Annotated in this window: 25 protein-coding genes, 1 tRNA gene and 3 pseudogenes; 18 read left to right on the top strand and 11 right to left on the bottom strand. The window is 60.5% G+C overall.

Features of this window, described 5'->3' with window-relative positions; translation table 11 throughout:
• The 13 genes and pseudogenes from UCMB321_RS09085 to UCMB321_RS09140 all read left to right on the top strand — a co-directional run.
• Positions 1 to 171, top strand: a pseudogene (locus UCMB321_RS09085) (FAD-binding protein); the annotation flags it as partial.
• Positions 172 to 253: 82 nt separating this feature from the next.
• Positions 254 to 403, top strand: a pseudogene (locus tag UCMB321_RS29920) (ABC transporter substrate-binding protein); the annotation flags it as partial.
• A 10-nt stretch (positions 404 to 413) separates the two neighbouring features.
• Positions 414 to 770: a DUF4398 domain-containing protein gene (locus UCMB321_RS09090; protein ID WP_040065592.1), complete on the top strand. Its 357-nt coding sequence runs from the start codon at positions 414 to 416 to the stop codon at positions 768 to 770.
• Positions 767 to 1,582 (top strand): OmpA family protein, encoded by an 816-nt coding sequence (locus tag UCMB321_RS09095; RefSeq protein ID WP_040065593.1) that lies wholly within the window; start codon positions 767 to 769, stop codon positions 1,580 to 1,582. Before UCMB321_RS09090 ends, UCMB321_RS09095 begins: the two co-directional genes overlap by 4 nt.
• Positions 1,583 to 1,789: 207 nt before the next feature.
• Positions 1,790 to 3,232 carry an aminotransferase-like domain-containing protein gene (locus UCMB321_RS09100; protein ID WP_040065594.1) on the top strand — a complete coding sequence of 481 codons (1,443 nt, stop codon included), beginning with the start codon at positions 1,790 to 1,792 and terminating at the stop codon, positions 3,230 to 3,232.
• A gap of 102 nt (positions 3,233 to 3,334) precedes the next feature.
• The gene (locus UCMB321_RS09105) at positions 3,335 to 3,856 is read left to right on the top strand and encodes a hypothetical protein (protein ID WP_040065595.1); all 522 of its coding nucleotides are present in this window, start codon (positions 3,335 to 3,337) and stop codon (positions 3,854 to 3,856) included.
• A gap of 149 nt (positions 3,857 to 4,005) precedes the next feature.
• A complete protein-coding gene (locus UCMB321_RS09110) occupies positions 4,006 to 4,260 on the top strand; it encodes a YkgJ family cysteine cluster protein (protein ID WP_040065597.1) in 255 nt (84 codons plus the stop codon).
• A gap of 43 nt (positions 4,261 to 4,303) precedes the next feature.
• Positions 4,304 to 4,909: an START domain-containing protein gene (locus tag UCMB321_RS09115; protein ID WP_040065600.1), complete on the top strand. Its 606-nt coding sequence runs from the start codon at positions 4,304 to 4,306 to the stop codon at positions 4,907 to 4,909.
• A gap of 248 nt (positions 4,910 to 5,157) precedes the next feature.
• The gene (locus tag UCMB321_RS09120) at positions 5,158 to 5,394 is read left to right on the top strand and encodes a hypothetical protein (protein WP_040065602.1); all 237 of its coding nucleotides are present in this window, start codon (positions 5,158 to 5,160) and stop codon (positions 5,392 to 5,394) included.
• A gap of 200 nt (positions 5,395 to 5,594) precedes the next feature.
• Positions 5,595 to 5,933, top strand: coding sequence for a ribonuclease E inhibitor RraB (locus UCMB321_RS09125; protein ID WP_040065605.1), 339 nt, complete (start codon positions 5,595 to 5,597; stop codon positions 5,931 to 5,933).
• A 280-nt stretch (positions 5,934 to 6,213) separates the two neighbouring features.
• Positions 6,214 to 7,623: a circularly permuted type 2 ATP-grasp protein gene (locus UCMB321_RS09130; protein WP_040065607.1), complete on the top strand. Its 1,410-nt coding sequence runs from the start codon at positions 6,214 to 6,216 to the stop codon at positions 7,621 to 7,623.
• Between the two features lie 11 nt (positions 7,624 to 7,634).
• On the top strand, positions 7,635 to 8,585 hold the full coding sequence (locus tag UCMB321_RS09135; RefSeq protein WP_040065609.1) for an alpha-E domain-containing protein: 951 nt from the start codon (positions 7,635 to 7,637) through the stop codon (positions 8,583 to 8,585).
• A complete protein-coding gene (locus tag UCMB321_RS09140; RefSeq protein WP_040065612.1) occupies positions 8,582 to 9,385 on the top strand; it encodes a transglutaminase family protein in 804 nt (267 codons plus the stop codon). Before UCMB321_RS09135 ends, UCMB321_RS09140 begins: the two co-directional genes overlap by 4 nt.
• Positions 9,386 to 9,388: 3 nt before the next feature.
• Here the strand turns inward: UCMB321_RS09140 and UCMB321_RS09145 are convergent, their stop codons facing one another.
• Together UCMB321_RS09145 and UCMB321_RS09150 are read right to left on the bottom strand one after the other, a co-directional pair.
• The gene (locus UCMB321_RS09145; RefSeq protein ID WP_040065614.1) at positions 9,389 to 10,189 is read right to left on the bottom strand and encodes a cytochrome c; all 801 of its coding nucleotides are present in this window, start codon (positions 10,187 to 10,189) and stop codon (positions 9,389 to 9,391) included.
• Entirely contained in the window at positions 10,186 to 10,650 is a 465-nt protein-coding gene (locus UCMB321_RS09150) for a rhodanese-like domain-containing protein (protein ID WP_040065617.1), read from the bottom strand. Before UCMB321_RS09150 ends, UCMB321_RS09145 begins: the two co-directional genes overlap by 4 nt.
• 625 nt (positions 10,651 to 11,275) lie before the next feature.
• Here UCMB321_RS09150 and UCMB321_RS09155 point away from each other — a divergent pair.
• Positions 11,276 to 12,004 carry an amidotransferase gene (locus UCMB321_RS09155; RefSeq protein WP_040065620.1) on the top strand — a complete coding sequence of 243 codons (729 nt, stop codon included), beginning with the start codon at positions 11,276 to 11,278 and terminating at the stop codon, positions 12,002 to 12,004.
• 10 nt (positions 12,005 to 12,014) lie between these two features.
• Here the strand turns inward: UCMB321_RS09155 and UCMB321_RS09160 are convergent, their stop codons facing one another.
• Positions 12,015 to 12,752, bottom strand: coding sequence for a 1-acylglycerol-3-phosphate O-acyltransferase (locus UCMB321_RS09160; RefSeq protein WP_040065622.1), 738 nt, complete (start codon positions 12,750 to 12,752; stop codon positions 12,015 to 12,017).
• Between the two features lie 156 nt (positions 12,753 to 12,908).
• On the bottom strand, positions 12,909 to 13,598 hold the full coding sequence (locus UCMB321_RS09165; protein WP_040065623.1) for a crotonase/enoyl-CoA hydratase family protein: 690 nt from the start codon (positions 13,596 to 13,598) through the stop codon (positions 12,909 to 12,911).
• A 320-nt stretch (positions 13,599 to 13,918) separates the two neighbouring features.
• On the opposite strand from UCMB321_RS09165, the gene UCMB321_RS09170 reads away from it, so the two are divergent.
• A tRNA-Ser gene (locus tag UCMB321_RS09170) sits at positions 13,919 to 14,008 on the top strand.
• A gap of 190 nt (positions 14,009 to 14,198) precedes the next feature.
• On the opposite strand, the gene UCMB321_RS30645 is transcribed toward UCMB321_RS09170, so the two are convergent.
• Positions 14,199 to 14,345, bottom strand: coding sequence for a hypothetical protein (locus UCMB321_RS30645; protein WP_157015880.1), 147 nt, complete (start codon positions 14,343 to 14,345; stop codon positions 14,199 to 14,201).
• A gap of 132 nt (positions 14,346 to 14,477) precedes the next feature.
• On the opposite strand from UCMB321_RS30645, the gene UCMB321_RS09175 reads away from it, so the two are divergent.
• Positions 14,478 to 14,729, top strand: a complete 252-nt coding sequence (locus tag UCMB321_RS09175; RefSeq protein ID WP_245220761.1) for a hypothetical protein — start codon at positions 14,478 to 14,480, stop codon at positions 14,727 to 14,729.
• A gap of 395 nt (positions 14,730 to 15,124) precedes the next feature.
• On the opposite strand, the pseudogene UCMB321_RS31370 reads toward UCMB321_RS09175, so the two are convergent.
• The 3 genes and pseudogenes from UCMB321_RS31370 to UCMB321_RS09190 all read right to left on the bottom strand — a co-directional run.
• Positions 15,125 to 15,517: pseudogene (locus UCMB321_RS31370) on the bottom strand (site-specific integrase); the annotation flags it as partial.
• 40 nt (positions 15,518 to 15,557) lie between these two features.
• Positions 15,558 to 15,842, bottom strand: coding sequence for a type II toxin-antitoxin system RelE/ParE family toxin (locus UCMB321_RS09185; protein WP_040065625.1), 285 nt, complete (start codon positions 15,840 to 15,842; stop codon positions 15,558 to 15,560).
• The gene (locus tag UCMB321_RS09190) at positions 15,832 to 16,071 is read right to left on the bottom strand and encodes a CopG family ribbon-helix-helix protein (RefSeq protein WP_040065839.1); all 240 of its coding nucleotides are present in this window, start codon (positions 16,069 to 16,071) and stop codon (positions 15,832 to 15,834) included. The genes UCMB321_RS09185 and UCMB321_RS09190 overlap by 11 nt, the downstream gene beginning before the upstream one ends.
• Positions 16,072 to 16,419: 348 nt before the next feature.
• On the opposite strand from UCMB321_RS09190, the gene UCMB321_RS31705 reads away from it, so the two are divergent.
• Positions 16,420 to 16,596, top strand: coding sequence for a DUF4160 domain-containing protein (locus tag UCMB321_RS31705; protein ID WP_425338548.1), 177 nt, complete (start codon positions 16,420 to 16,422; stop codon positions 16,594 to 16,596).
• Between the two features lie 3 nt (positions 16,597 to 16,599).
• Complete coding sequence (locus UCMB321_RS09195) at positions 16,600 to 17,055, top strand: DUF2442 domain-containing protein (protein ID WP_040065628.1); 456 nt, start codon at positions 16,600 to 16,602, stop codon at positions 17,053 to 17,055.
• Between the two features lie 101 nt (positions 17,056 to 17,156).
• On the opposite strand, the gene arsJ is transcribed toward UCMB321_RS09195, so the two are convergent.
• The 3 genes from arsJ to arsH all read right to left on the bottom strand — a co-directional run bounded on the left by arsJ (position 17,157) and on the right by arsH (position 20,272).
• A complete protein-coding gene (gene arsJ, locus UCMB321_RS09200) occupies positions 17,157 to 18,377 on the bottom strand; it encodes an organoarsenical effux MFS transporter ArsJ (protein WP_040065630.1) in 1,221 nt (406 codons plus the stop codon).
• A gap of 9 nt (positions 18,378 to 18,386) precedes the next feature.
• Positions 18,387 to 19,391, bottom strand: coding sequence for an ArsJ-associated glyceraldehyde-3-phosphate dehydrogenase (locus tag UCMB321_RS09205; RefSeq protein ID WP_040065631.1), 1,005 nt, complete (start codon positions 19,389 to 19,391; stop codon positions 18,387 to 18,389).
• Positions 19,392 to 19,555: 164 nt separating this feature from the next.
• A complete protein-coding gene (gene arsH, locus UCMB321_RS09210; RefSeq protein ID WP_040065632.1) occupies positions 19,556 to 20,272 on the bottom strand; it encodes an arsenical resistance protein ArsH in 717 nt (238 codons plus the stop codon).
• Positions 20,273 to 20,348 lie beyond the last annotated feature (76 nt).

Consider the following 20,348-nt stretch of genomic DNA (forward strand, 5'->3'; position numbering starts at 1 on the left):
TACATCGCCGTCGGTATCTCCGGCGCGATCCAGCACCTGGCGGGTATGAAGGACTCCAAGGTGATCGTCGCGATCAACAAGGACGAAGAGGCGCCGATCTTCCAGGTGGCCGACTACGGCCTGGTGGCGGACCTGTTCGAAGCCATCCCTGAGTTCGAGAAGCTGGTCTGATCCAGCGGCTTCACTTATAAAAGAACCCGGCCTTCTGGCCGGGTTTTTTTTCGTCTCCAGCGAGACCACGGCCTTTTTGTAGAACTCGGCCTGCAATGACCCCTGGTTGCGCGGACAGTTGGCGAAAAAGATGACAGAATTGCCCGCGTCCGGCCTGACCGAAGCCGCACTGCAGCGCAATCTGGAGCGTTGGAAGGCGCAATCGCAACCGGTCAGCGCCCCAAAACCGTAGGGATTTTCTTGTGAGTATTCGACCTCTATTTGCTGTCCTGGCCGTGCTGGCCCTGGCGGGCTGCGCAAACGATCCGGCCCCGAACGAGCAGATGCGCCTGACCGAGCGCGCCATCGAGCAGGCCCATGCCGTGGGCGCCAGTGCCGATGATGTCCCGGAGCTGAAACAGGCCGAGGACAAGTTCCGCCGGGCCAAGGCCAACATGACCGAGCAGGCTTTCCGCGGCGCCCGGCGCAAGGCTGAACAGGCCGAACTGGACGCGCGCCTGGCCGAAGCCCGGGTGCTGAACGAGAAGAGCCAGGAGCAGGTCTCGCTGCTCAACACCCGCATCACCCGCCTGCACAAGCAACTGGAGAGTGCTCAATGATCTATTCGAGCGCAAGGGCGGGCGCCCTGGTGTTGCTGGCCTGTGCCGGCTTGTACGGCTGCGCCGGCCAGAACGACAGTGAGGCCGCCTTGCAGGCGGCGTCGGCGAGCTTCCAGAAGGTCAAGGAAGACAGCAATGTGCTGCGTTATGCGCCCAGGGACGTGATCCGTTCCGGTGACTCCCTGGCCCGGGCCGAGCGCCTGTCCGGCTATCTGGGCAGCGCCGGTGATGTCGAGCACTACGCCTACCTGAGCGAACGCTACGCCGACATCGCCCGCGAGCACACCGAAACCGCGCTGAACCAGGAGCGGGCGGCCAAGCTGGAACTGGAGCGTCAGCGCCTGCAACTGGCCTTGCGCGAAAGCAAGTTGCTCAGCGTGCAGCAGCAGGGCAAGTGGGTCGAAGAGCAGATCGCCAGCCTGACCAGCAACCAGAAGGATCGCGGCCTGGTGATGACCCTGGGCGATGTGCTGTTCGACACCGGCGAGGCGGAGTTGAAGAACTCGGCCAATCGCACGGTGCTCAAGCTGGTGCAGTTTCTCCAGCTCAACCCGCGGCGCATCGTGCGCATCGAGGGCTATACCGACAGCACCGGCGATCCGGACAGCAACCTGCAACTGTCCCGTGAGCGGGCGCAGTCGGTGGCCGACATGCTGGTTGACCTGGGCATCGACGAGAAGCGCATCCAGGTCGAGGGGTATGGCGACCAGTACCCGGTGGACGTGAACGCCACCGAGCGCGGGCGTGCGCAGAACCGTCGGGTCGAGATCGTCTTTTCCGACGCGAAGGGCCAGTTGGGCGCGGCGCGCTGACGGCGGGCCGCTGGCCGAAGACCCGGTATCCGCAAGGTGCCGGGTTTTTTTGTATCCGCATATCGGCGGATCGTTGTGCCCGTACAGTTTTACTTTTCTTGTCACTGTATTGTCGACTATTGTAGAAACTGTGCCAGTACACTTTTGAACTGTTCCGGTATCGTTGTTTCCAAGAATAAAAATGCCGTTGAAACCGAGTGCTGCTTCATGACCAACCTATTGCTCTACCAACGTATTGCTCAGCAGCTGGCCGAGGATATCCGGCGGGGCGTCTATCAGCCCGGCGAGCGCGTGCCGTCGGTGCGCAAGATGAGCTCGCAGCTCAATGTCAGCCATGCCACGGTGCTGCAGGCCTATGCCAACCTGGAAGACCAGGGGCTGATCCGCGCGCGTCCGCAGTCGGGCTACTACGTTCACCAGACCCCGGCCCTGACCGCGCCCACGCCGGACATCGCCCGGGTCGAACGTCCGGGGCTGGTCACCCGCAGCAGTATCATCCAGCAGGTGCTGGTCGAGTCCCGCCGTGAAGGGGTGTTTCCCTTCGGTGCGGCGGTGCCGTCGGTGGATTACCTGCCGGTGCGGGCCCTGCACCAGCAGTTGGCCAAGGTCACGCGCTTTCACAGTCCGCGGGCCTTCAGCTACATGTTCAGTCCCGGTTTCGAGCCGTTGCGCCGCCAGGTGGCGATTCGCATGCGCGATGCCGGGGTGGTGGTCGACCCTTCGGAAGTGGTGATCACCCACGGTTGCGTGGATGCCCTGCAAATGTCGTTGCGGGTCCTGACCCGGCCGGGCGACCTGATCGCCGCCGAGTCGCCGACCTACTACGGCCTGCTGCAACTGGCGGACCTGCTGGGCCTGAAAGTCATCGAGATTCCCAGCGACCCGTCCACCGGCATGAGCCTGGAAGCCCTGCAACTGGCGGCCAACCAATGGTCGATCAAGGCCCTGGTCCTGACCACCCGGCTGAGCAACCCGCTGGGCGGCACCATGCCGGAAGAGCGGCAGAAGCAGCTGCTGCGCCTGGCCTCGGACTTCGATATCCAGATCGTCGAGGACGATATCTATGGCGAGCTGATGTTCGAGGTCGGCCGGACCAAGGCGCTCAAGGCCTATGACCGCCTGGACCGGGTGATCTACTGCTCGAGCTTTTCCAAGACCCTGTCGCCTGGGGTGCGGATCGGCTGGATGATCGCCGGCAAGTTCCAGCAGGAAATCCAGCGCTTGCAGACCTTCAGCACCCACTCGGCGTGCAGCGTGACGCAGATGGCGGTGGCGGCCTACCTGGAAAACGGCGGCTACGACCGGCACCTGCGCTATATCCGCCAGGAGTACCGCAAGAACCTGAGTGCCTTCCAGTTGGCGGTGCAGCAGTACTTCCCGGAAGGGACGCAGATGACCCGGCCCACGGGCGGCTTCATTCTGTGGGTCAGCCTGCCCGGGCGGGTCAACACCCAGGAGTTGCACGTGCGGGCGCTGCAGCAGGGCATCAGTATCGCGCCGGGGCTGATCTTCAGTAACACCGAGCAGTTCAACCACTGTATCCGGCTCAACTGCGGTATCCCCTGGAACCGTGAGGCCGAGCGGGCCTTGATGACCCTCGGCATGCTGGCCAACCAGTTGTGTCAGGAGACGGCGGCCGGACTCCTGTAACGGAGCGGGGACAGGCGGGCGATCCGCGATGATCGGCCTGCTTGTCAGGAGGCGCTCAACAGGCGAGCATATAGGCCCCCTGTCGTTCCTGCCGTAGAGTTTATGAAAGCGACTCTTTCCATTCGTTTGCTGTTGATGATCGTGCTGACCGGCATGGGCGCGGGTGCGGCCGTGACGGTGCAGGCCGAGGAAGCAAGCGCTCCCGTGGCGACGGCGAAGCAGGCCGGCACCCCGGCGGGTAAGGTCAAGCCTGCGAAGAAAAAGCCGTTGCCGGCCAAGCGCACAACCACCCGGAAAGTTGCGCCGGGCACGCTCAAGCGCCGGGCGCCCATCGCCGCCAAATCCCTGCCGGCCAGCGAGGCGCTGCAAACCACGCTGCCACCGGCCAATCTGGATCTGAGCCTGCCCCAGAACACGTTCAAGCACCTTGAACCGGTGGGCACGCCGCCTTCGTCGAAAAACCGGCCGTTGCTGCCACCGCTGTTCGTCGACAAGAGCACTGAGCAGACGCCTTTCCAGCTCAACGGGCGCTTGCTCAAGAATGAAATGGATCTGCAGTTGCGCAACGAGAGTCGCAACAAGGAAATCGACGGGGCGGCCCTGGATTTTCAATTCAAACAGTAAAACTGCGACTACCCTTACGACGCTTTGTCGGTGACTGCTCGGTCACCGGCCTTATCCTTGAAAAACCATTGTGCGACCAATTTTAAACAGACGTTTTAGCGGTTACTCTGTCTTCCACACATCGTTTCCCTTGTCAGGAGCTTGTCGTCATGAAGTGCCGTGAGGGCTGTGGCGCTTGTTGCATTGCCCCTTCCATCAGTACGCCGATTCCAGGCATGCCCAACGGCAAGCCGGCGGGAGAACGTTGCCTGCATCTGTCGGTCGACGCGTTGTGCGGTCTGTTTGGCAAGCCTGAGCGGCCCTCCGTGTGCGGGGCTTTCCAGGCCGATCCCGAGGTCTGCGGCGGCAGCCGGGAAGAGGCGATCCGCCTGATCGGCTGGTGGGAGCAAATGACGGCGGCATGAGGTGTGTTCAATGACCGGAACTTCAACAACAAGGAATACAACAATGAGTTCGCTGCATCGAATGGCTGTGGTTTGTGGCTTGACTGTCCTGCTGACCGGCACCGCGTACGCGGAAAACTGGGAAACGGCCAAGGATCAGGACGGTATCAAGGTATCCCTGAGTGAAGTGGCCAACTCCCAGTACAAGGCCTACCGTGGTGTGACCCTGATCAAGGCGTCCGTGGCCAAGATCCAGGCGCTGCAGGAAGACGTGGTCGGGGCCTGCGCGTGGATTCACGAGTGCAAGTCGCAGAAGCTGCTGAAGAAAGAGGGTGACCTGAGCTGGACCTACACCCAGTTCAAGGCGCCTTTCCCGGTGACGGACCGCGACTCGGTGATGCAGATCACCACCACCAAGGGGGCTGATGGCAGCCTGACCCGCGCCCTCAAGGAAGTGCCGACCTACCTGCCGGAAGAAAAGGGTTATGTCCGTGTCGCCCAGGTGGACGGCTTCTGGAAGCTGGTGCCCAAGGAGGGCGGCATGACCGAAGTGACCTATCAGGTCCATACCGAGCCGGGCGGCAGCGTGCCTTCGTGGCTGGCCAACAAGTTCGTGGTCGATGCGCCGTTCAACACCCTCAAGGCCCTGAAGGAACGCGCCGAAAAGTAAGGGTTGAAGCCCTCCGGCAGCCTCTGCGGCGAACACCGTCCTGTAGGAGCCGGCTTGCTGGCGATAGCGGTTTTGCAGGCGACAATGATGTCGACCATCAGATCGCAATCGTCGGAACGCCGCCCGCAGCAAGCCGGCTCCTACAGGTTGTGCGGTGTTTTCGTGGGGCAAAGTAAGTTGAACGATCGCCCGTGCCCCGCAGTCCAGATGTTATAAGCCCCTTCACGGGCTTGACCGAGGAGGCACCAATGAGCAAGTGGGCAGTTACCTTCGTCGACGATCATGGCGTGCAGGACACCGAGTACTTCGAGTGCGCACGTCAACCGGACCTGGAACAGGCCGCCCGATTGATCCGCGCCAAGCTGTTGCCGGTCCCCGCCACGCTGGACCTCAATGATCTGGAAGGCCGTACCTCGGAACCGACGGTCAAAAGCCTGAAGGATCAGAACAGCATCCGGATCCTCACTATCACACCGTCACCCTGACCGCGTTTTTTCATCTGCGACCCCTCTGGCAGAGGCGATGGCATCGCGCTACTCTGCAAGGGAGATCAGCGAATGATTCGCTATTGGTCTGGTCTTGTCAGCTACATGCTTGTTTCCCGGTTGTCTTAATGCCAGCGCTGTTCAGTGCCTGGTTCGGGAGTACGGAAAGTCTATCCAACGGTTGCTGAGGAGGACGTTTCATGAGCACAGCCTATCAAGAAGACATCAGCAGCAACGTGCTGCGCCGCATGAAAGAAGGCGGTTTCGATTTCGCACGCATCCATCCCATCGAGTTCTATGCCGTTTTCCCGGACGAGGAGCGGGCGCGCAGGGCGGCAGGCAAGTTTCGTGGTGAATCCTTGAATGCCCAGGTCAGTGTCCGCGACGACGGCGCCTGGTACCTGGAGTTGAGCAAGGTGATGTACGCCACCCACGGCGGTATCGGTGACTTCGAGCAGAACTTCGGCGCAGTGGTCGAGCGCCTGGGCGGCACTATCGAAGGTTGGGGCGTCAAGCACCCGGTACGGGCGCTGAATTGAGAGCGGTTCCTTCCACCAACAACGGCTGACCCAAGGGTTGGCCGTTTTTGTTCGTGCGCACAAAAAAAGGCCGCCCGGGCAGGCGCGCAAAGTCTGGCTATGCTGGTGATAGGCAAAGCCTGCTTCGCAATGAGGCGTGGCTGATCGCATTGGGGCGTTTACTGCACAGCTATGGTGCGGCGCAGGTTGGATGATTATCCAACTGTTTGATATTAAAGCGTTTATGCCGATGGCACGGGCCTTGCGAAGGCTCTTGTGACCGGGTGACAAGGAGCACGGCATGATCCGCACCTATTTTGACGAAATGTACGATGCCGGCGGCCAGGTCCGCCCGCATTACCGGGAGTTTGCTCGTTGGCTGGCCGATACTCCCGAGGAGTTATTGGCACAACGGCGACGCGAGGCCGATCTGCTGTTTCATCGCGCCGGGATTACCTTCACCCTTTATGGAGACGAGCAGGGCACCGAACGCCTGATTCCGTTCGACACCATCCCCCGCAGCATTCCCGCCAGTGAATGGCGAGTCGTGGAGCGTGGTTGCATCCAGCGGGTCAAGGCGTTGAACATGTTTCTCGCCGACCTCTACCACGAGCAGCGGATCATCAAGGCCGGGATCATTCCCGCCGAACAGGTCCTGGCCAACGAGCAGTACCAGCTGGCCATGCAGGGCCTGAACCTGCACCGCGATATCTACTCGCATATTTCCGGAGTCGACCTGGTCCGTGATGGCGACGGCACCTATTACGTCCTGGAAGACAACCTGCGTACGCCCAGCGGCGTGAGCTACATGCTCGAAGACCGCAAGATGATGATGCGCCTGTTCCCCGAGCTGTTCGCCGCCCAGCGCATCGCGCCCATCGACCATTACCCCAACCTGCTGCTCGACACCCTGAAAAGCTCCAGCCCCCTGGACAATCCGAGCGTGGTGGTGCTGACGCCCGGGCGCTTCAACAGTGCGTTCTTCGAACACGCGTTCCTGGCCCGGGAAATGGGCGTGGAACTGGTGGAAGGCGCCGACTTGTTCGTGCGCGACGACAAGGTCTTCATGCGCACCACCGACGGCCCGAAACAGGTGGATGTGATCTACCGCCGCCTCGACGATGCCTTCCTCGATCCGTTGGCGTTCAACCCCGAGTCGATGCTCGGCGTGCCCGGGCTGCTGTCGTCCTACCGCTCCGGCAATGTGGTGCTGGCCAATGCCATCGGCACCGGGGTGGCGGACGACAAGTCGGTGTACCCGTTCGTCACCGACATGATCCGTTTCTACCTGGACGAAGAGCCGATCCTGAAGAACGTGCCCACCTGGCAGTGCCGCAAGCCCGAGGAACTGTCCCACGTGCTGGCGCATCTCCCCGAATTGGTGGTCAAGGAAACCCAGGGCTCGGGCGGCTACGGCATGCTGGTGGGGCCGGCGGCGAGCGCCGCGGAGATCGAGAATTTCCGCGCCCGGCTCAAGGCCAAGCCCCATGCCTATATCGCCCAGCCGACGTTGTCCCTGTCGACCTGCCCGACCTTCGTCGAGAGCGGCATCGCCCCGCGCCATATCGATCTGCGTCCATTTGTCCTCTCCGGTCGTGAGACCCGTGTCGTGCCGGGCGGGCTGACCCGCGTCGCACTGCGCGAAGGCTCCCTGGTGGTGAACTCGTCCCAGGGCGGCGGCACCAAGGACACCTGGGTGGTCGAGGATTAAGGAAGCCTGACATGCTAAGTAGAACTGCCTCGGATTTGTATTGGATGTCGCGCTATCTGGAACGCGTGGAAAACCTCGCGCGGATGCTCGACGTGAGTTATTCGTTGTCGTTGATGCCACAGGACGGTCGCGGCGACGGTCTGCAGGAAATGGCCATGCCGCTGCTGATCACCGGCACTCTCGACGATTACCTGGAGCGTCATGGCGAGCTGCACGCCGACCGGTTGCTGCATTTCTTCGCGCTGGATGCGGCCAACCCGGCGAGCATCTTCAGTTGCCTGCGGGCGGCCCGGGCCAGTGCCCATGCGGTGCGTGGGCGGATTACCGCGGATATGTGGGAAAACATCAACGCCACCTGGCTGGAGATTCGCGGCATTGCCGACCAGGGCCTGGGACGTTATGGCATGAGCCGTTTCTGCGAGTGGATCAAGGAGCGTTCCCACCTGTTTCGCGGCGCGTCCTACGGCACCATCATGCGCAACGATGCCTTTCGTTTCATTCGCCTGGGCACCTTCATCGAACGGGCCGACAACACCCTGCGCCTGCTGGACGCTCGCTACGACATGGCCGGCGACCAGGCCGACGCGGTCAGCGACGGCACGGCCCACGCCTATTACCAGTGGAGCGCGTTGCTGCGGGCGCTGTCGTCGTTCGAGGCCTATACCGAGATCTACCGTGACGCCCCGGGGGCACGGCAGGTCGCCGAACTGCTGTTGTTGCGGGCCGATGTGCCGCGCTCCTTGCGTGCCTGCACCGAAGAAATCGACCAGATCCTCGCCAGCCTGCCGGGTACCAACGGCCGGCCGGCCCAGCGCCTGGCCGCCGAGATGGACGCGCGACTGCGCTACACCGGTATCGATGAGATCCTCGACGAAGGCCTGCACACCTGGCTGACCGAGTTCATTCCCCTGGTTGCCGAACTGGGCAACGCCATACACAGTTCCTACCTGGAGGCCGCATGAGACTTTCCATTAGCCACGAGACCACCTATCACTACGAGGATCAGGTGCGGGCGAGCATCCAGTACCTGCGCCTGACCCCCCACGACAGCGAGCGCCAGCACGTGCTCAGCTGGCAACTCAACCTGCCGCGCCCGGTGCGGGCGCAGCTCGATCCGTTCGGCAATATCCTGCATGTGCTGACCCTCGACGAGCCCCACGAAGCCATCATCATCGGCGCCCGCGGCCAGGTGGATATCGACGAGCAGCGCGAGGCCGAGCACGAAAGCCAGTCGGCGTTGCCGTTCCTGCGCATGACCCGCCTGACGGAGCCGGACGATGCCCTGCGCGGTTTTGCCGACAAGCAATGCCGCAAGCGGCGTGACCGCAGCGCGTTGATCGACCTGATGCAGGCGCTGAACCAGCACATCGCCTACACGCCGGGCGCCACTGAAGTCGACACCAGCGCGGCCCAGGCCTTTGCCCGCCGGGCCGGGGTGTGCCAGGACCATACCCATGCGTTCCTGGCCTGCGCCCGCAGCCTGGGGATTCCGGCGCGTTATGTGTCGGGGTATCTGTACAGCGAGAACAGCGAGCACCTGGCCAGCCATGCCTGGGCCGAAGCCTGGCTGGACGACGCCTGGTACAGCTTCGATGTGACCAACCAGCTGTCCCGGCCGGAGCGGCACCTGAAGCTGGCAGTGGGCCTGGATTACCTGGACGCCTGCCCGGTGCGTGGCATGCGCCGGGGCGGCGGTTACGAGCAGATGCACGCCAAGGTGCTGGTGTCGCCGACGCCGGTGTTGTCGGTGCAGCAGCAATAAGCCTTACATCGGCTGTTTGCGCTTGGCCATATGCTTTAAGTAGGCCACCAGTTGATCCAGCTCGCCATCCGGCAGCACCGTCGGGGCGAACGCCGGCATCTTCGCCTGCGGCCAGTGCCGCAGGCCCTGCGGGTCGCGGATATAGCGCTTGAGGTAACCCGCAGCGAAGTATTCGGTGGGGTTGTAGGGCAGGTTCAGGTCCGGCCCGACCTGGGCATCCCCGGCGCCGTTGAGCCGATGACAGGCCAGGCAGTTTTTCTGGAACAGCGCGAAGCCCTTGTTCACCGGATCATTGGCCGCCAGCTTCGGGTCCGGTCGCAGGGCCGGGAAGCGCTCGGCCACCGGCGCCAGGCGCTTGATGCTCGCCATCTGATAGGGCCATTGCTCAGGGCTGATATGGCCGGCCTGCGGGTTGGTCCAGACCAGGTAGAACGGCCCGGCACTGGGTTTGCCATCGGCCAGTGGCGGCCACGGCTGGCTCGGGTCCTCCACCGCCACCCAGGCTTGCGCACCTTGGCGATTCAATAGAGGGGCGGCTCCCATCTCGGCGGCGAAACCGTCCAGCGCTACCGCTTGCAGGTGATCGTCGGCCTTGATGCCTGGCAGCAATACCGCCACCGGTACGGCGCGATAGGTCATGTCGCGCTTGTAGGAGACATCGTCCTTGACGGTGATGGTCTGGGCCTGCTTCAGCAGCTCCTCGGTTTGCCAGGTCCGGCTGCCGGCGCCCTGTGGCAGCTCCAGTTGCGCGGCGTAAAGAGGTGAGCAGAACAGGACGGTCGTGAACAGGATCAGTGGTTTCATTCGGTCGGGGTACCGTTTGGGGCGGCCTCGTCGGCCGTGTTGTCGTCGTTTTCGAAGACCCAGGTCGGGGTGTCTTCGACGTGATCGAACAGCGCGTCGCGCAATTCTTCGTAGTTGCCGCCGTTGACGATGCCGAGGTAGCCGCGCTGGATCAGCGTGTCTTCGGCCTCGAGGGCGTGCTGGTTGGTGTCACTGTAGATGACCACCGTGGCGCTGGGGTCGAGCACCACCCGGCGCAACTGGTAGGCGAGGCCCTCGGCGCTGATGCCGGTGCCGTTTTCCAGGGTCAGGTCGACCTGCAGTGAGTTGTGGATATTGCCGGCGGCGAAATCGCTGTTATTGCGCAAGTCGAGAATCAGCGCACCTTCGCGGATCTCGTCCACCGCGCGATTGACATCGACGATGCCCGCCTGGGCAGAAAAGCTGCTGGCCAATGTGATGATGACGATCCAGTGGCGCACGAGCCTCCCTCCCTCGAGTCATGGCTCAAGATTGGCACACAAACCCGCACTTCGGTAGTGAACCGCTGAAGGTAGGTGCGAGGTGCGGGGTGGTCGAAAAACACGCCACAGTGCCTAGCCGATGACTTTGGTGAGGTTCGGCAGGATCAGCAGCAGGGTGGTGGCAATGACGATAAGACCGGCTTGACGGATTTTCGTATGTTTGAACATGGCTGATTGCCTTTTGTTGTTATTCCTGACGACGACTACTGACAACAATGTTGTAGAGGATGCCCCGGCAAAACCCGGCGGCCATCGCTACAGAGTTAACCTTAGAGCCCGCGTCACACTTGGCTTAGAACCATTTAGTATCAGTTAGTCGAAAGGTCTGTTTGAAAAGGCATGAGGCATAGTGCCAGCCGCTTAGCGGACCTTTTGCTAGACACGCGCAAGGGGAAAAGGCGGCTGTCCCTTAGCAGACTACCGTTCGTCCGGGCGTGCCCCTCAAGGTGAGTCGGTCGCCGGTTCTTCAGGCTGTCGGCAAGCTGAACCGGAGCTTGCGACACCGTGTTCTGTACTTGCCTTGAAAGCGGGTTTCAAGGCAGGCTCAAGTTTCATTCTTTGTCTTTTTGTGTCAGGTACTTTTATGTCGTTACACATCTGCATTCTGGAGACCGATGTCCTGCGTCCGGAGCTGGTCGACCAATATCAGGGCTACGGGCAGATGTTCGAGCGCCTGTTTTCCCGTCAACCGATCGCCGCCGAGTTCAGCGTATACAACGTGATGCAGGGCCACTACCCGAGTGACGAGTTGAGCTTCGACGCTTACCTGGTGACCGGCAGCAAGGCCGACTCCTTCGGCAGCGATCCGTGGATCCAGACCCTCAAGACCTACCTGCTCAACCGCTACGAGCGGGGGGACAAGCTGCTGGGCATCTGCTTTGGCCATCAATTGCTGGCGCTGCTGCTGGGCGGCAAGACCGAGCGTGCGACCCAGGGCTGGGGCGTCGGCACCCATCAATACAAGCTGGCGGCCAAGGCGCCGTGGATGAGCCCGGTGCGCGAAGAGCTGACCCTGTTGATCAGCCACCAGGACCAGGTCACCGCGCTGCCGGAAAATGCCACGGTGATTGCTTCCAGCGATTTCTGTCCGTACGCGGCGTACCACATCAACGACCAGGTGTTGTGCTTCCAGGGGCATCCGGAGTTCATCCACGATTACTCCCGGGCGTTGCTGGATATTCGCCAGGAGTTCCTCGGCGAGCAGCTCTATTCCAACGCCGTGGCGAGCCTGGTGCACGAGCACCATGGCACCACCGTCGCGGAGTGGATGATGCGTTTCGTGGCGCACAAGCCAGAGGCCGCATCGGCCTGAGTGGGCGGGGTCAGCAAGCTCGTGGAAGTTCGCGGGAAAGTTGCTGGTCCATGGCTTCGATGCAGGCGCGCATCTGCTCCTGGCATTGGGCGATCAGCCTCGGCATATCGTCCAGCGTCAGCCCGGCGGTGGGAATCGCCGGCAGCGAGCGGATCAGGATCTGGCCGCTGCGCCAGCGGTTCAGGCGCATGTGCTTGATGTAGCTGCTGACGCACACCGGCACGATCGGTACGCCGGCGGCGATGGCCATCTGGAATGCGCCTTTCTTGAACGGCAGCAGGGCTTCGCCCAGATTGCGCGTGCCCTCCGGGAAGACCCAGATCGAGGTGTCCTTGTGCTGCAGGGTCTCGGTGGTGGTCAGCATCGAGCGACGGGCCTTGTGGGCATTGCCACGGTCGATCAGCACATTGCCGGCCAGCCAGAACAACTGGCCGAACAGCGGCACCCACTTCAGGCTCTTCTTGCCGATACACACGGTGCGTGGCGGCACCACATTGCCGAAGACGAACAAGTCATAGTTGGATTGATGATTGGCGACGATCACGCAGCTTTGCGGCTTGTTCATCAACGCCCCGACCTCGGCCTTGACCCGCAGGCGCAGGATGCACATCGCAGGCAAAGCATAGAGGCGGGCGCAGAGCCGGCTGTTGTCCGGATTGAAGGGCCGACAGAGCCCGAGCAACACGCCGATCACGCCGGCCAGCACAAAATGCAGCCCCATCAATAACATACGTACCAGAAACAGCATCTACAGGGCCTGCGCGGACAAAAGGTGGCGCAGTGTACGGATGTGCACTGTTTTCGGCAAATACCAGTCTTTGGCCGGAGATGGCGATGTTTTAGCGTATGTTTCTGCTTGAGGGGGCAGGCGCGGGCTAGAGCGGTTGCCATGCCCGCGCGGGGCTTAAGCCAAATGTTCCTGATCGAGCATGATCGCGTTGTCCAGGGTTTCCAGCAGCGCCTTGCGCACCTTCAGCTTGGTGTTCTTGTGGGCGGTCATATTGATCTTCTTCAACGCCTGGGCGGCGGCCAGTGCAGCATCCTTCAGCTCATCGGCGGCCACCACCTTGTCGAGGAACCCGGCATCCACGGCATCCTGCGGGTTGAACATCTCGCCATTGATCACCGAGCGATGGAACGCCGAACGCCGCAGGCGATCCCGGGCCAGCTCGATCCCGGCGTGGTGCATGGTCATGCCGATCTGCACTTCATTCAGGCCGATGCTGAACGGCCCCTCGACGCCGATCCGGTAATCGGCCGAGAGCAGCAGGAAGGCACCTTTGGCGACCGCATGCCCCGGGCAGGCCACGATCACCGGGAAGGGATGGGACAGCAGGCGGCGGGCGAGGGTGGAGCCGGCGGTGACCAGGCTGACGGCTTCCTTGGGACCGGCGGTCATCACTTTCAGGTCGTAGCCGCCGGACAGGATGCCCGGCTGGCCGGTGATGATGACGATGGCGCGGTCGGCGGCGGCCTGGTCCAGCGCGCTGTTGAACGCGGCAATCACGTCCGGGGAAATGGCATTGACCTTGCCATTGCTCAAGGTCAGGGTCGCGATACCGTCGTCGAGGTGGTAAGAGATCAATTCACTCATGACGCAATTCCTTGTATAGAAGTGGGGCAGACGTTACCCAGCCGCCGGGGGGAGGTAAAGCGCCGTGACTGACTGGTGAGTCAGCCTTTGCCGGCCGCGGGCCGGGTTGGCGGCTTATGGCGGGCCGGCTGTGGAGGAGTGGGAGCGTTGCGCGGCGGGCCGGAGATTGGCGGTTTTGCCCTGATCCGCGGGCCGGGGAGGTGGGGAAATCCGGCTGATTGACTTAACCGCATGAAAATTCTGAAAAAAACCTTTGCCATCGGAAAAGCTTTCGACTACATTAGCGCGCCTCGACAGACTGAATCGGTTTGACGAGATACGGTGAAGTGTCCGAGTGGCTTAAGGAGCACGCCTGGAAAGTGTGTATACAGGAAACTGTATCGAGAGTTCGAATCTCTCCTTCACCGCCACATTCTGCAAACACAAACCCCTGATTTTCCTAGAGAAAGTCGGGGGTTTGTGGTTTTTGGCGTCTGAAAAATGCCCATATGGGACAGATATGGGGCAGATAGGCCTTTTACTGTTGCATGAAAGGGCAGGAAGCGGCGTGTCGCGACTGGACACGGCCGATGGGGAAAAGGCGGCAATTGACCGGTTGGTTCAGCGGTAACACTGCAGCACGATCAGCGGCAGCGTCAGGCTGGTCGATGGTGGAGGGGTCGACAGTGCGACGGCGATGGTCGTCAGCGAGGCCAGAATGGCCAGGACAATGTTCAAGGCTATTACGGTTTTGTAAATACGCGTCATGTTCGGGTATCCCGATTCAGCTTAGGGACACCTATTTAGTAATCACGACTTTCTGCCGTCCTCTTGGGCTTTTTCCGATACCGGCGACAATCGTCACGACACCATTCAATGCAAGCAAAAGGAACCCCCGCCATGAACAAGTGCCAGTTTCACAACGACTGCAGCGGCTATTGCGTGATGCCCGAACAGATCGCGGCCAACCTGTGCGAAGACTGCCAGGACGCCGAGCGGATGGACGAGGCGGTGCGCCTGCGAACGGCTGAGGTTGTTGAGGCCGCTACGGAGCTGCTGGGAGAGTTGGACGCGGCCGCCCATGCCCGGCCAGCGGGCGTGCATGGAGCGCCTACGCGAAGCGTTGGCCGCGTGAGTCCGCATCACCCATAAAAGAACACAAAGTAACCCCCGGTATTACCGGGGGCAAATCATCAAGGGAAGGGCAACGACGGTAGGGACTTCCGGTGCTGGAGTAATGGGGCCGTGTAAGGCGATGACCAGGGTGGCGACTTGAAACAGATAGTTCAGGAATTTTTCTAAAGACATTGGAAATTGCTCGTGTATGTCTTTGTATTTAGTAAAGTTGGTTCCCGAATTGACGTTAAAACCGGACTTTTTTCGAATTATTTTCAAACGGTTGTTTTAAATCAAGGCGCCGCGTTACGAATAACGCCACTTATGTAAAACTGGCCCCCACACTTGAGCCAGGTGTGGGGGCCTTTTTATTGGCCCCCGGATACCAGGCTCCCCTGGACTGCTACACCGGACCAGGGGCGTCTGGTTTGTCAAAGCTTTAACGCCAACTGCAACATACCTACAACGTCCGGCCCGTCCTCATTGATCCACGTCCCGTAATGCTGGCGAATCATGTTCCCGTTGGTATGCCCCATCTGTTCGGCTATCCAGTCGATCGACGCTACACCGGTGGTCAGCGACTGACTGGCGTACGTATGCCGACACTGTCCCGGACCGCGGTACCGCACCCCAGCCGCGTTCAAGTGAGCCTTGAAGAACCGATCTTGTACAACGAAGTCGCTGACGTGAGGCAGGCCGCTTTTGGTGTTCAGGAAGACGAAATGCAATTTGTGCTGCCGTACCGTCTTGTTGTCTCGCTCAACGATATCGACCGTCTCCGCTTTCTTGTGCAGATTGATTGCATTGAGCTTGCACAGAGTATCCTATGCAGGCTCTAGTCATTGCGGGTCTGCTGCTCTGCGATCACCACTGATTAGGCGTTAGTCGCCGAGTATGGAAGACACGGAGTACTTGCAGGCGACCGTTACGGATACGGTATGGGATCAGATAAGGTAGGTCGGGAAGAGGCCACTCCCGTGTCCCTGGTATTCGCCCCTCACGGCCCATCGCGGGAAACTGCGCCAGTCGTTGGACGCTGGCGCGGACCTCAATCATGAAGGCTTGAGCTGCTTGTGGGTTGTCCAGCGCGATATAGGCGGCTGCGTCATCCAGATTCTTGAGTGCGGTTTTCAGCCATTCAACGCGCATCGGCACCCCATTTCCTGAAGGTGGCTTCCACTTCCTCGTCCGTGGCGAAGTCGCCCGCATCAGCCTCTTCTATAGCGCGCTGAATCTCGGCGATCTGCCACGCTTCACGGGCCAGGTAGTCGCGTAGGGCGTCGATAGCTAGGAAGGACTTACTACGGCCAGTCGCTTTTGCCAGGCTGGCGAGGGTGTCAGCCATTTCGTCGGGGAGACGTAGGGACATAACGGACATGGGAACCTCGATGTAGTGGTGTGTAATACAGCATACTACACCGTCATACGCGAAGGTGCGCCAGCAGACCGTCGTAATCATGTCCAAGTCTGTCTGAGTGAGGCCCAGCAGATCCCGCTGGCCGTACTTCACCTCCCGCGCGAAGCGTTCGGCGCTATCTCTCAAACCCAACTGGTACCCCCTAGTTTTCTTCGGAAAATCAGGGGCGTTTTGGTTTTTTGGTACATATTTTTTGTCCTCTTTACTGACTGACTTATGCTAGAGAAATCATTTCCCTAGGGGCTTCATGTATGGCGACCCTGCACAGTGAGCGAAACTGGAAAATCAAAATCTACCCATGACGACCATGTGCCACCGCATTTTCATGTGCAAACACCTGATGGCGAGTCGTTGGTGCTGATAGAGGGGCTGGGTGTGCTGGGCCGCGGTGCCAACCCCAAATCCTTGAAAGCGGCCTTGTTGTGGGCAAGGGCCAATATCGCCGAACTATGGCGTGTGTGGAACGAGCAGAACCGGAGGACTTGAAAAGTGACCAGCAAGCTTCGTATCACGGCTGTGCAACCCGTCGCCGACAAACTGGCTTTGACCGTCGATTGGAACAATGGCAAGCGCCATACCGTTGATTTGGCAGAGCATATTCGCGCCTTCCCCGTGCTCCAGCCTCTGGAGAATCTTGCGCTGTTTGACAAAGCCGAGGTGGGCGAGTGGGGCTTTGATGTGAGTTGGGGGGATGATCTTGAGCTGTCAGCCATGACCTTGCATCGGCTGGCGCTTGAGCAAGCGGGTGAGGTGATGTTGACGAAGGATTTCAAGCGCTGGCTCGCCAACAACAACCTTTCCCTGTCTGCGGCGGCGGTGGAGTTGGGGTTTACCCGTCGGACCATTACGGCCTACAGCAGTGGCTCAGCGCTGATCCCCAAGCATGTCGGCCTGGCGTGCCGAGGGTGGGAGTATGAACGTAAGGCTCGGGTTTGTAGTGGCTAGCTGATTTGATCAGAAAACCCCACGAGCATATCCCCTAAAATCTGGAAGGCTAGAGGTGTCTTATTCTGATGATCGGCCGCACCTCTCCTGTCAAAACGGCCTCAAATCGCCTTGGCATGCCTCGGTAATCCTACGGAAATCACTGCAGCGAGCAGCACGAACATGCTGGATATCCATAAGCACGCACCCAGCCCATACGCCTGATAAACCCACCCCGAGAGCACCGTGCCTATCAGTCGTCCCATGGCGTTCGACATGTAGTAAAAACCCACATCCAGCGACACGCCGTCTTCCTTGGCGTAGGACACGATCAGGTAGCTGTGCAGCGAAGAGTTCACCGCGAACAGCGCACCAAAGACCATCAGTCCACCCAACAGAACCACCTGTTGCGACAGCCCGCTGTTCAGCCCGAGAGCGATTGCCGCAGGTAGGCCTGCCAGAGCAAGCGCCCACAGGAATGCCGCACGGCCATCTGGAACATGTCCGCGCTTCTTGCCGGTAATGCGCGGAGCGAACGATTGCACGATGCCGTAGCCGATCACCCAGGCCGCCAGGAACCCACCGACCTTCCAAAAGTCCCAGCCAAAAACACTGCTCAGGTAGACCGGCAAGGCCACCACGAACCAGACATCACGAGCGCCGAACAGAAACATCCGTGCCGCTGAGAGAATGTTGATCGCCCGGCTCTTGGAAAGGATTTCACGAAACTTGGGCTTGGCCTTGGCTTTGCCCAGGTCTCTTTTCAGCAGAATCAGGCTGCCGATCCAGATCAGCGCCAGGACGCCTGACATGGCCAGCAACGCACCTTTGAAACCCATCAAGGCCAGCAAGGCTCCACCGAGAAAGAAACCGACACCCTTGAGTGCATTCTTCGAGCCGGTGAGGATGGCTATCCATTGGTAAAGCTTGCCCTGTTGCCCATCGGACACCAGGAGTTTGATGGAGCTTTTGGCGCTCATCTTGTTCAGGTCTTTGGCGATCCCTGACAGCGCCTGGGCGCCCATGACCCAAGGAATGCTCAGCCAGGTCGAGGGCACTGCCAGCATCAGCAACGCCACGACCTGCATGCCCAGCCCGATGTTCATGGTCCGGTTCAGACCCAACCGAGCCCCGAGGTAGCCACCGACGAGGTTGGTGACCACACCAAAGAATTCGTAGAACAGAAACAACGCCGCGATTTGAAATGGGCTGTAGCCCAGCTCGTTGAAATGCAGCACCACCAACATGCGCAAGGCGCCGTCGGTGAGGGTGAAGGCCCAGTAATTACCCGTTACGAGCAGATACTGCCGCACTTCTGGAGCGAGGGCTGACAACGCTTTCATGACCGCTCCTCAGACTGCCAACCCGACCATTCTGGCCAGTTCGACGGTGCGGTTGGCATAGCCCCATTCGTTGTCATACCAGGCATAGAGTTTGACCTGGGTGCCATTGATAACCATGGTCGACAGCGCATCGATGATCGATGAGCGTGGGTCGGTACGGTAGTCGATGGATACCAGCGGGCGGTCTTCGAAACCGAGGATGTCCTTCAGCTCGTTTTCCGAAGCATCCTTCAGGAACTGGTTCACTTCCTCGACGGTAGTGGCGCGCTCGACCTCGAAGACACAGTCGGTCAGCGAAGCGTTGGCCAACGGCACGCGCACGGCGTGACCATTCAGGCGTCCGCGCAGCTCCGGGAAGATTTCGGCAATGGCGGTCGCCGAGCCGGTACTGGTCGGAATCAGGCTCATGCCTGAAGCGCGTGCACGACGCAGATCCTTGTGGGGTTGATCGAGAATGCTTTGGGTGTTGGTCAGGTCATGGATGGTGGTGATCGAACCGTGGCGAATGCCCAGTTTCTCGTGGATTACCTTCACCACTGGCGCCAGGCAGTTGGTGGTGCATGATGCCGCCGTGACGATGCGATGTTCCGCAGCATTGAACAACTGATGGTTGACGCCCATGACGATGTTCAGCGCGCCTTTTTCTTTCACCGGGGCACTGACCACCACGCGCTTCACGCCCTGGTCGAGGTAAGCCTGGAGCACCGCGACGGTCTTCATCTTGCCGCTGGCCTCTATCACCAGATCGCAGCCCGACCAGTCGGTGTCGGCAATCGCCTTGTTGGTTGTTACCTTGATTCGCTTGCCGTCGATGACAATGCTGTCGCCCTCGGCGTCAGCCTGATGATTCCAGCGGCCGTGCACCGAGTCGAAGTTCAGCAAGTGCGCATGCGTCGCCGCGTCACCTGCCGGATCGTTGATCTGGACGAATTCAAATTCTGGCCAGCTCCAGGCGGCTCGCAGTGCGAGGCGACCGATCCGACCGAAACCATTGATGCCAACTTTGATAGTCATGGTGTTGTGCTCTGTGTCTGTCGTCAGTGACAGTTCGACTGGGTGTCGAACTGGCCGATGTATTCGATATGGGCTGGATGCCGGGTACTCTGTGAAGATCAATGGGCTTTGAGCAGCGCCAAGGGGAGTACGGACTAGGGGGGTTATTGCACGGTAAAAATTCCTCAGATGGAGCGCTGATTGACACGTTTCATGAGTTCTTCCGCCGACTCCTTGCGCTCGGAGTAGCGATCAACCAGATAGTCCTGGCGGTCGCGCAGCAGCAGCGTGAATTTCACCAACTCCTCCATCACATCAACGACTCGGTCGTAGAAAGGGGAGGCCCTCATTCGACCGTTGTCGTCGAACTCCATATAGGCCTTCGGTACGGACGACTGGTTGGGGATGGTGAACATGCGCATCCAACGTCCCAGCCCCCGCAGTTGATTGACCACGTTGAACGACTGCGAACCGCCGCACACCTGCATGACGGCAAGGGTTTTGCCCTGGGTCGGGCGCACAGCACCCATGGCCAGGGGGACCCAGTCGATCTGTGCCTTGAAGACCGCGCTCATCGAGCCGTGACGTTCAGGGGAGCACCAGACCTGTCCCTCGGACCACTGCATCAGCTCGCGCAGTTCCTGAACCCGAGGGTGATCGGCAGGGGCGTCATCCGGAAGTGGTAACCCTGAAGGGTTGAAAACCCGCGCCTCGGCGCCGAAGTGCTCCAATAGCCGAGCCGCTTCTTCGACCAGCAGCCGACTGAAGGAATGCTCACGAGTCGATCCGTACAGCAGCAAAATGCGCGGTTTGTGGGTGGAGGTCTGTTCGATACCGAGCTTGTCAGTTGATGGGAAATCCACCAGTTCGGCATCGAGTTGGGGGATAGGGTCATCGTACATAGTCGTTGTCCTGCGCCATGGCGCTCTTGGAATCATCGAACCAGCGGCGCTTCAGCCAAAAGGCGACACCGACCAG

The sequence above is a fragment of the Pseudomonas batumici genome, from assembly GCF_000820515.1.
Lineage (GTDB): Bacteria > Pseudomonadota > Gammaproteobacteria > Pseudomonadales > Pseudomonadaceae > Aquipseudomonas > Aquipseudomonas batumici.

Excerpts from the sequence above, each read along its gene's own strand:
- UCMB321_RS30645 (WP_157015880.1), bottom strand. The coding sequence starts at position 14,345 with ATGACGCGTATTTACAAAACCGTAATAGCCTTGAACATTGTCCTGGCC.
- UCMB321_RS09160 (WP_040065622.1), bottom strand. The coding sequence starts at position 12,752 with ATGCTGTTTCTGGTACGTATGTTATTGATGGGGCTGCATTTTGTGCTG.
- UCMB321_RS09100 (WP_040065594.1), top strand. The coding sequence starts at position 1,790 with ATGACCAACCTATTGCTCTACCAACGTATTGCTCAGCAGCTGGCCGAG.
- UCMB321_RS09205 (WP_040065631.1), bottom strand. The coding sequence starts at position 19,391 with ATGACTATCAAAGTTGGCATCAATGGTTTCGGTCGGATCGGTCGCCTC.
- arsH (WP_040065632.1), bottom strand. The coding sequence starts at position 20,272 with ATGTACGATGACCCTATCCCCCAACTCGATGCCGAACTGGTGGATTTC.
- arsJ (WP_040065630.1), bottom strand. The coding sequence starts at position 18,377 with ATGAAAGCGTTGTCAGCCCTCGCTCCAGAAGTGCGGCAGTATCTGCTC.
- UCMB321_RS09095 (WP_040065593.1), top strand. The coding sequence starts at position 767 with ATGATCTATTCGAGCGCAAGGGCGGGCGCCCTGGTGTTGCTGGCCTGT.
- UCMB321_RS09110 (WP_040065597.1), top strand. The coding sequence starts at position 4,006 with ATGAAGTGCCGTGAGGGCTGTGGCGCTTGTTGCATTGCCCCTTCCATC.
- UCMB321_RS09145 (WP_040065614.1), bottom strand. The coding sequence starts at position 10,189 with ATGAAACCACTGATCCTGTTCACGACCGTCCTGTTCTGCTCACCTCTT.
- UCMB321_RS09125 (WP_040065605.1), top strand. The coding sequence starts at position 5,595 with ATGAGCACAGCCTATCAAGAAGACATCAGCAGCAACGTGCTGCGCCGC.
- UCMB321_RS09185 (WP_040065625.1), bottom strand. The coding sequence starts at position 15,842 with ATGCGCGTTGAATGGCTGAAAACCGCACTCAAGAATCTGGATGACGCA.
- UCMB321_RS09120 (WP_040065602.1), top strand. The coding sequence starts at position 5,158 with ATGAGCAAGTGGGCAGTTACCTTCGTCGACGATCATGGCGTGCAGGAC.
- UCMB321_RS09190 (WP_040065839.1), bottom strand. The coding sequence starts at position 16,071 with ATGTCCGTTATGTCCCTACGTCTCCCCGACGAAATGGCTGACACCCTC.
- UCMB321_RS09155 (WP_040065620.1), top strand. The coding sequence starts at position 11,276 with ATGTCGTTACACATCTGCATTCTGGAGACCGATGTCCTGCGTCCGGAG.
- UCMB321_RS09115 (WP_040065600.1), top strand. The coding sequence starts at position 4,304 with ATGAGTTCGCTGCATCGAATGGCTGTGGTTTGTGGCTTGACTGTCCTG.
- UCMB321_RS09135 (WP_040065609.1), top strand. The coding sequence starts at position 7,635 with ATGCTAAGTAGAACTGCCTCGGATTTGTATTGGATGTCGCGCTATCTG.
- UCMB321_RS09175 (WP_245220761.1), top strand. The coding sequence starts at position 14,478 with ATGAACAAGTGCCAGTTTCACAACGACTGCAGCGGCTATTGCGTGATG.
- UCMB321_RS09140 (WP_040065612.1), top strand. The coding sequence starts at position 8,582 with ATGAGACTTTCCATTAGCCACGAGACCACCTATCACTACGAGGATCAG.
- UCMB321_RS09105 (WP_040065595.1), top strand. The coding sequence starts at position 3,335 with ATGAAAGCGACTCTTTCCATTCGTTTGCTGTTGATGATCGTGCTGACC.
- UCMB321_RS09165 (WP_040065623.1), bottom strand. The coding sequence starts at position 13,598 with ATGAGTGAATTGATCTCTTACCACCTCGACGACGGTATCGCGACCCTG.
- UCMB321_RS09130 (WP_040065607.1), top strand. The coding sequence starts at position 6,214 with ATGATCCGCACCTATTTTGACGAAATGTACGATGCCGGCGGCCAGGTC.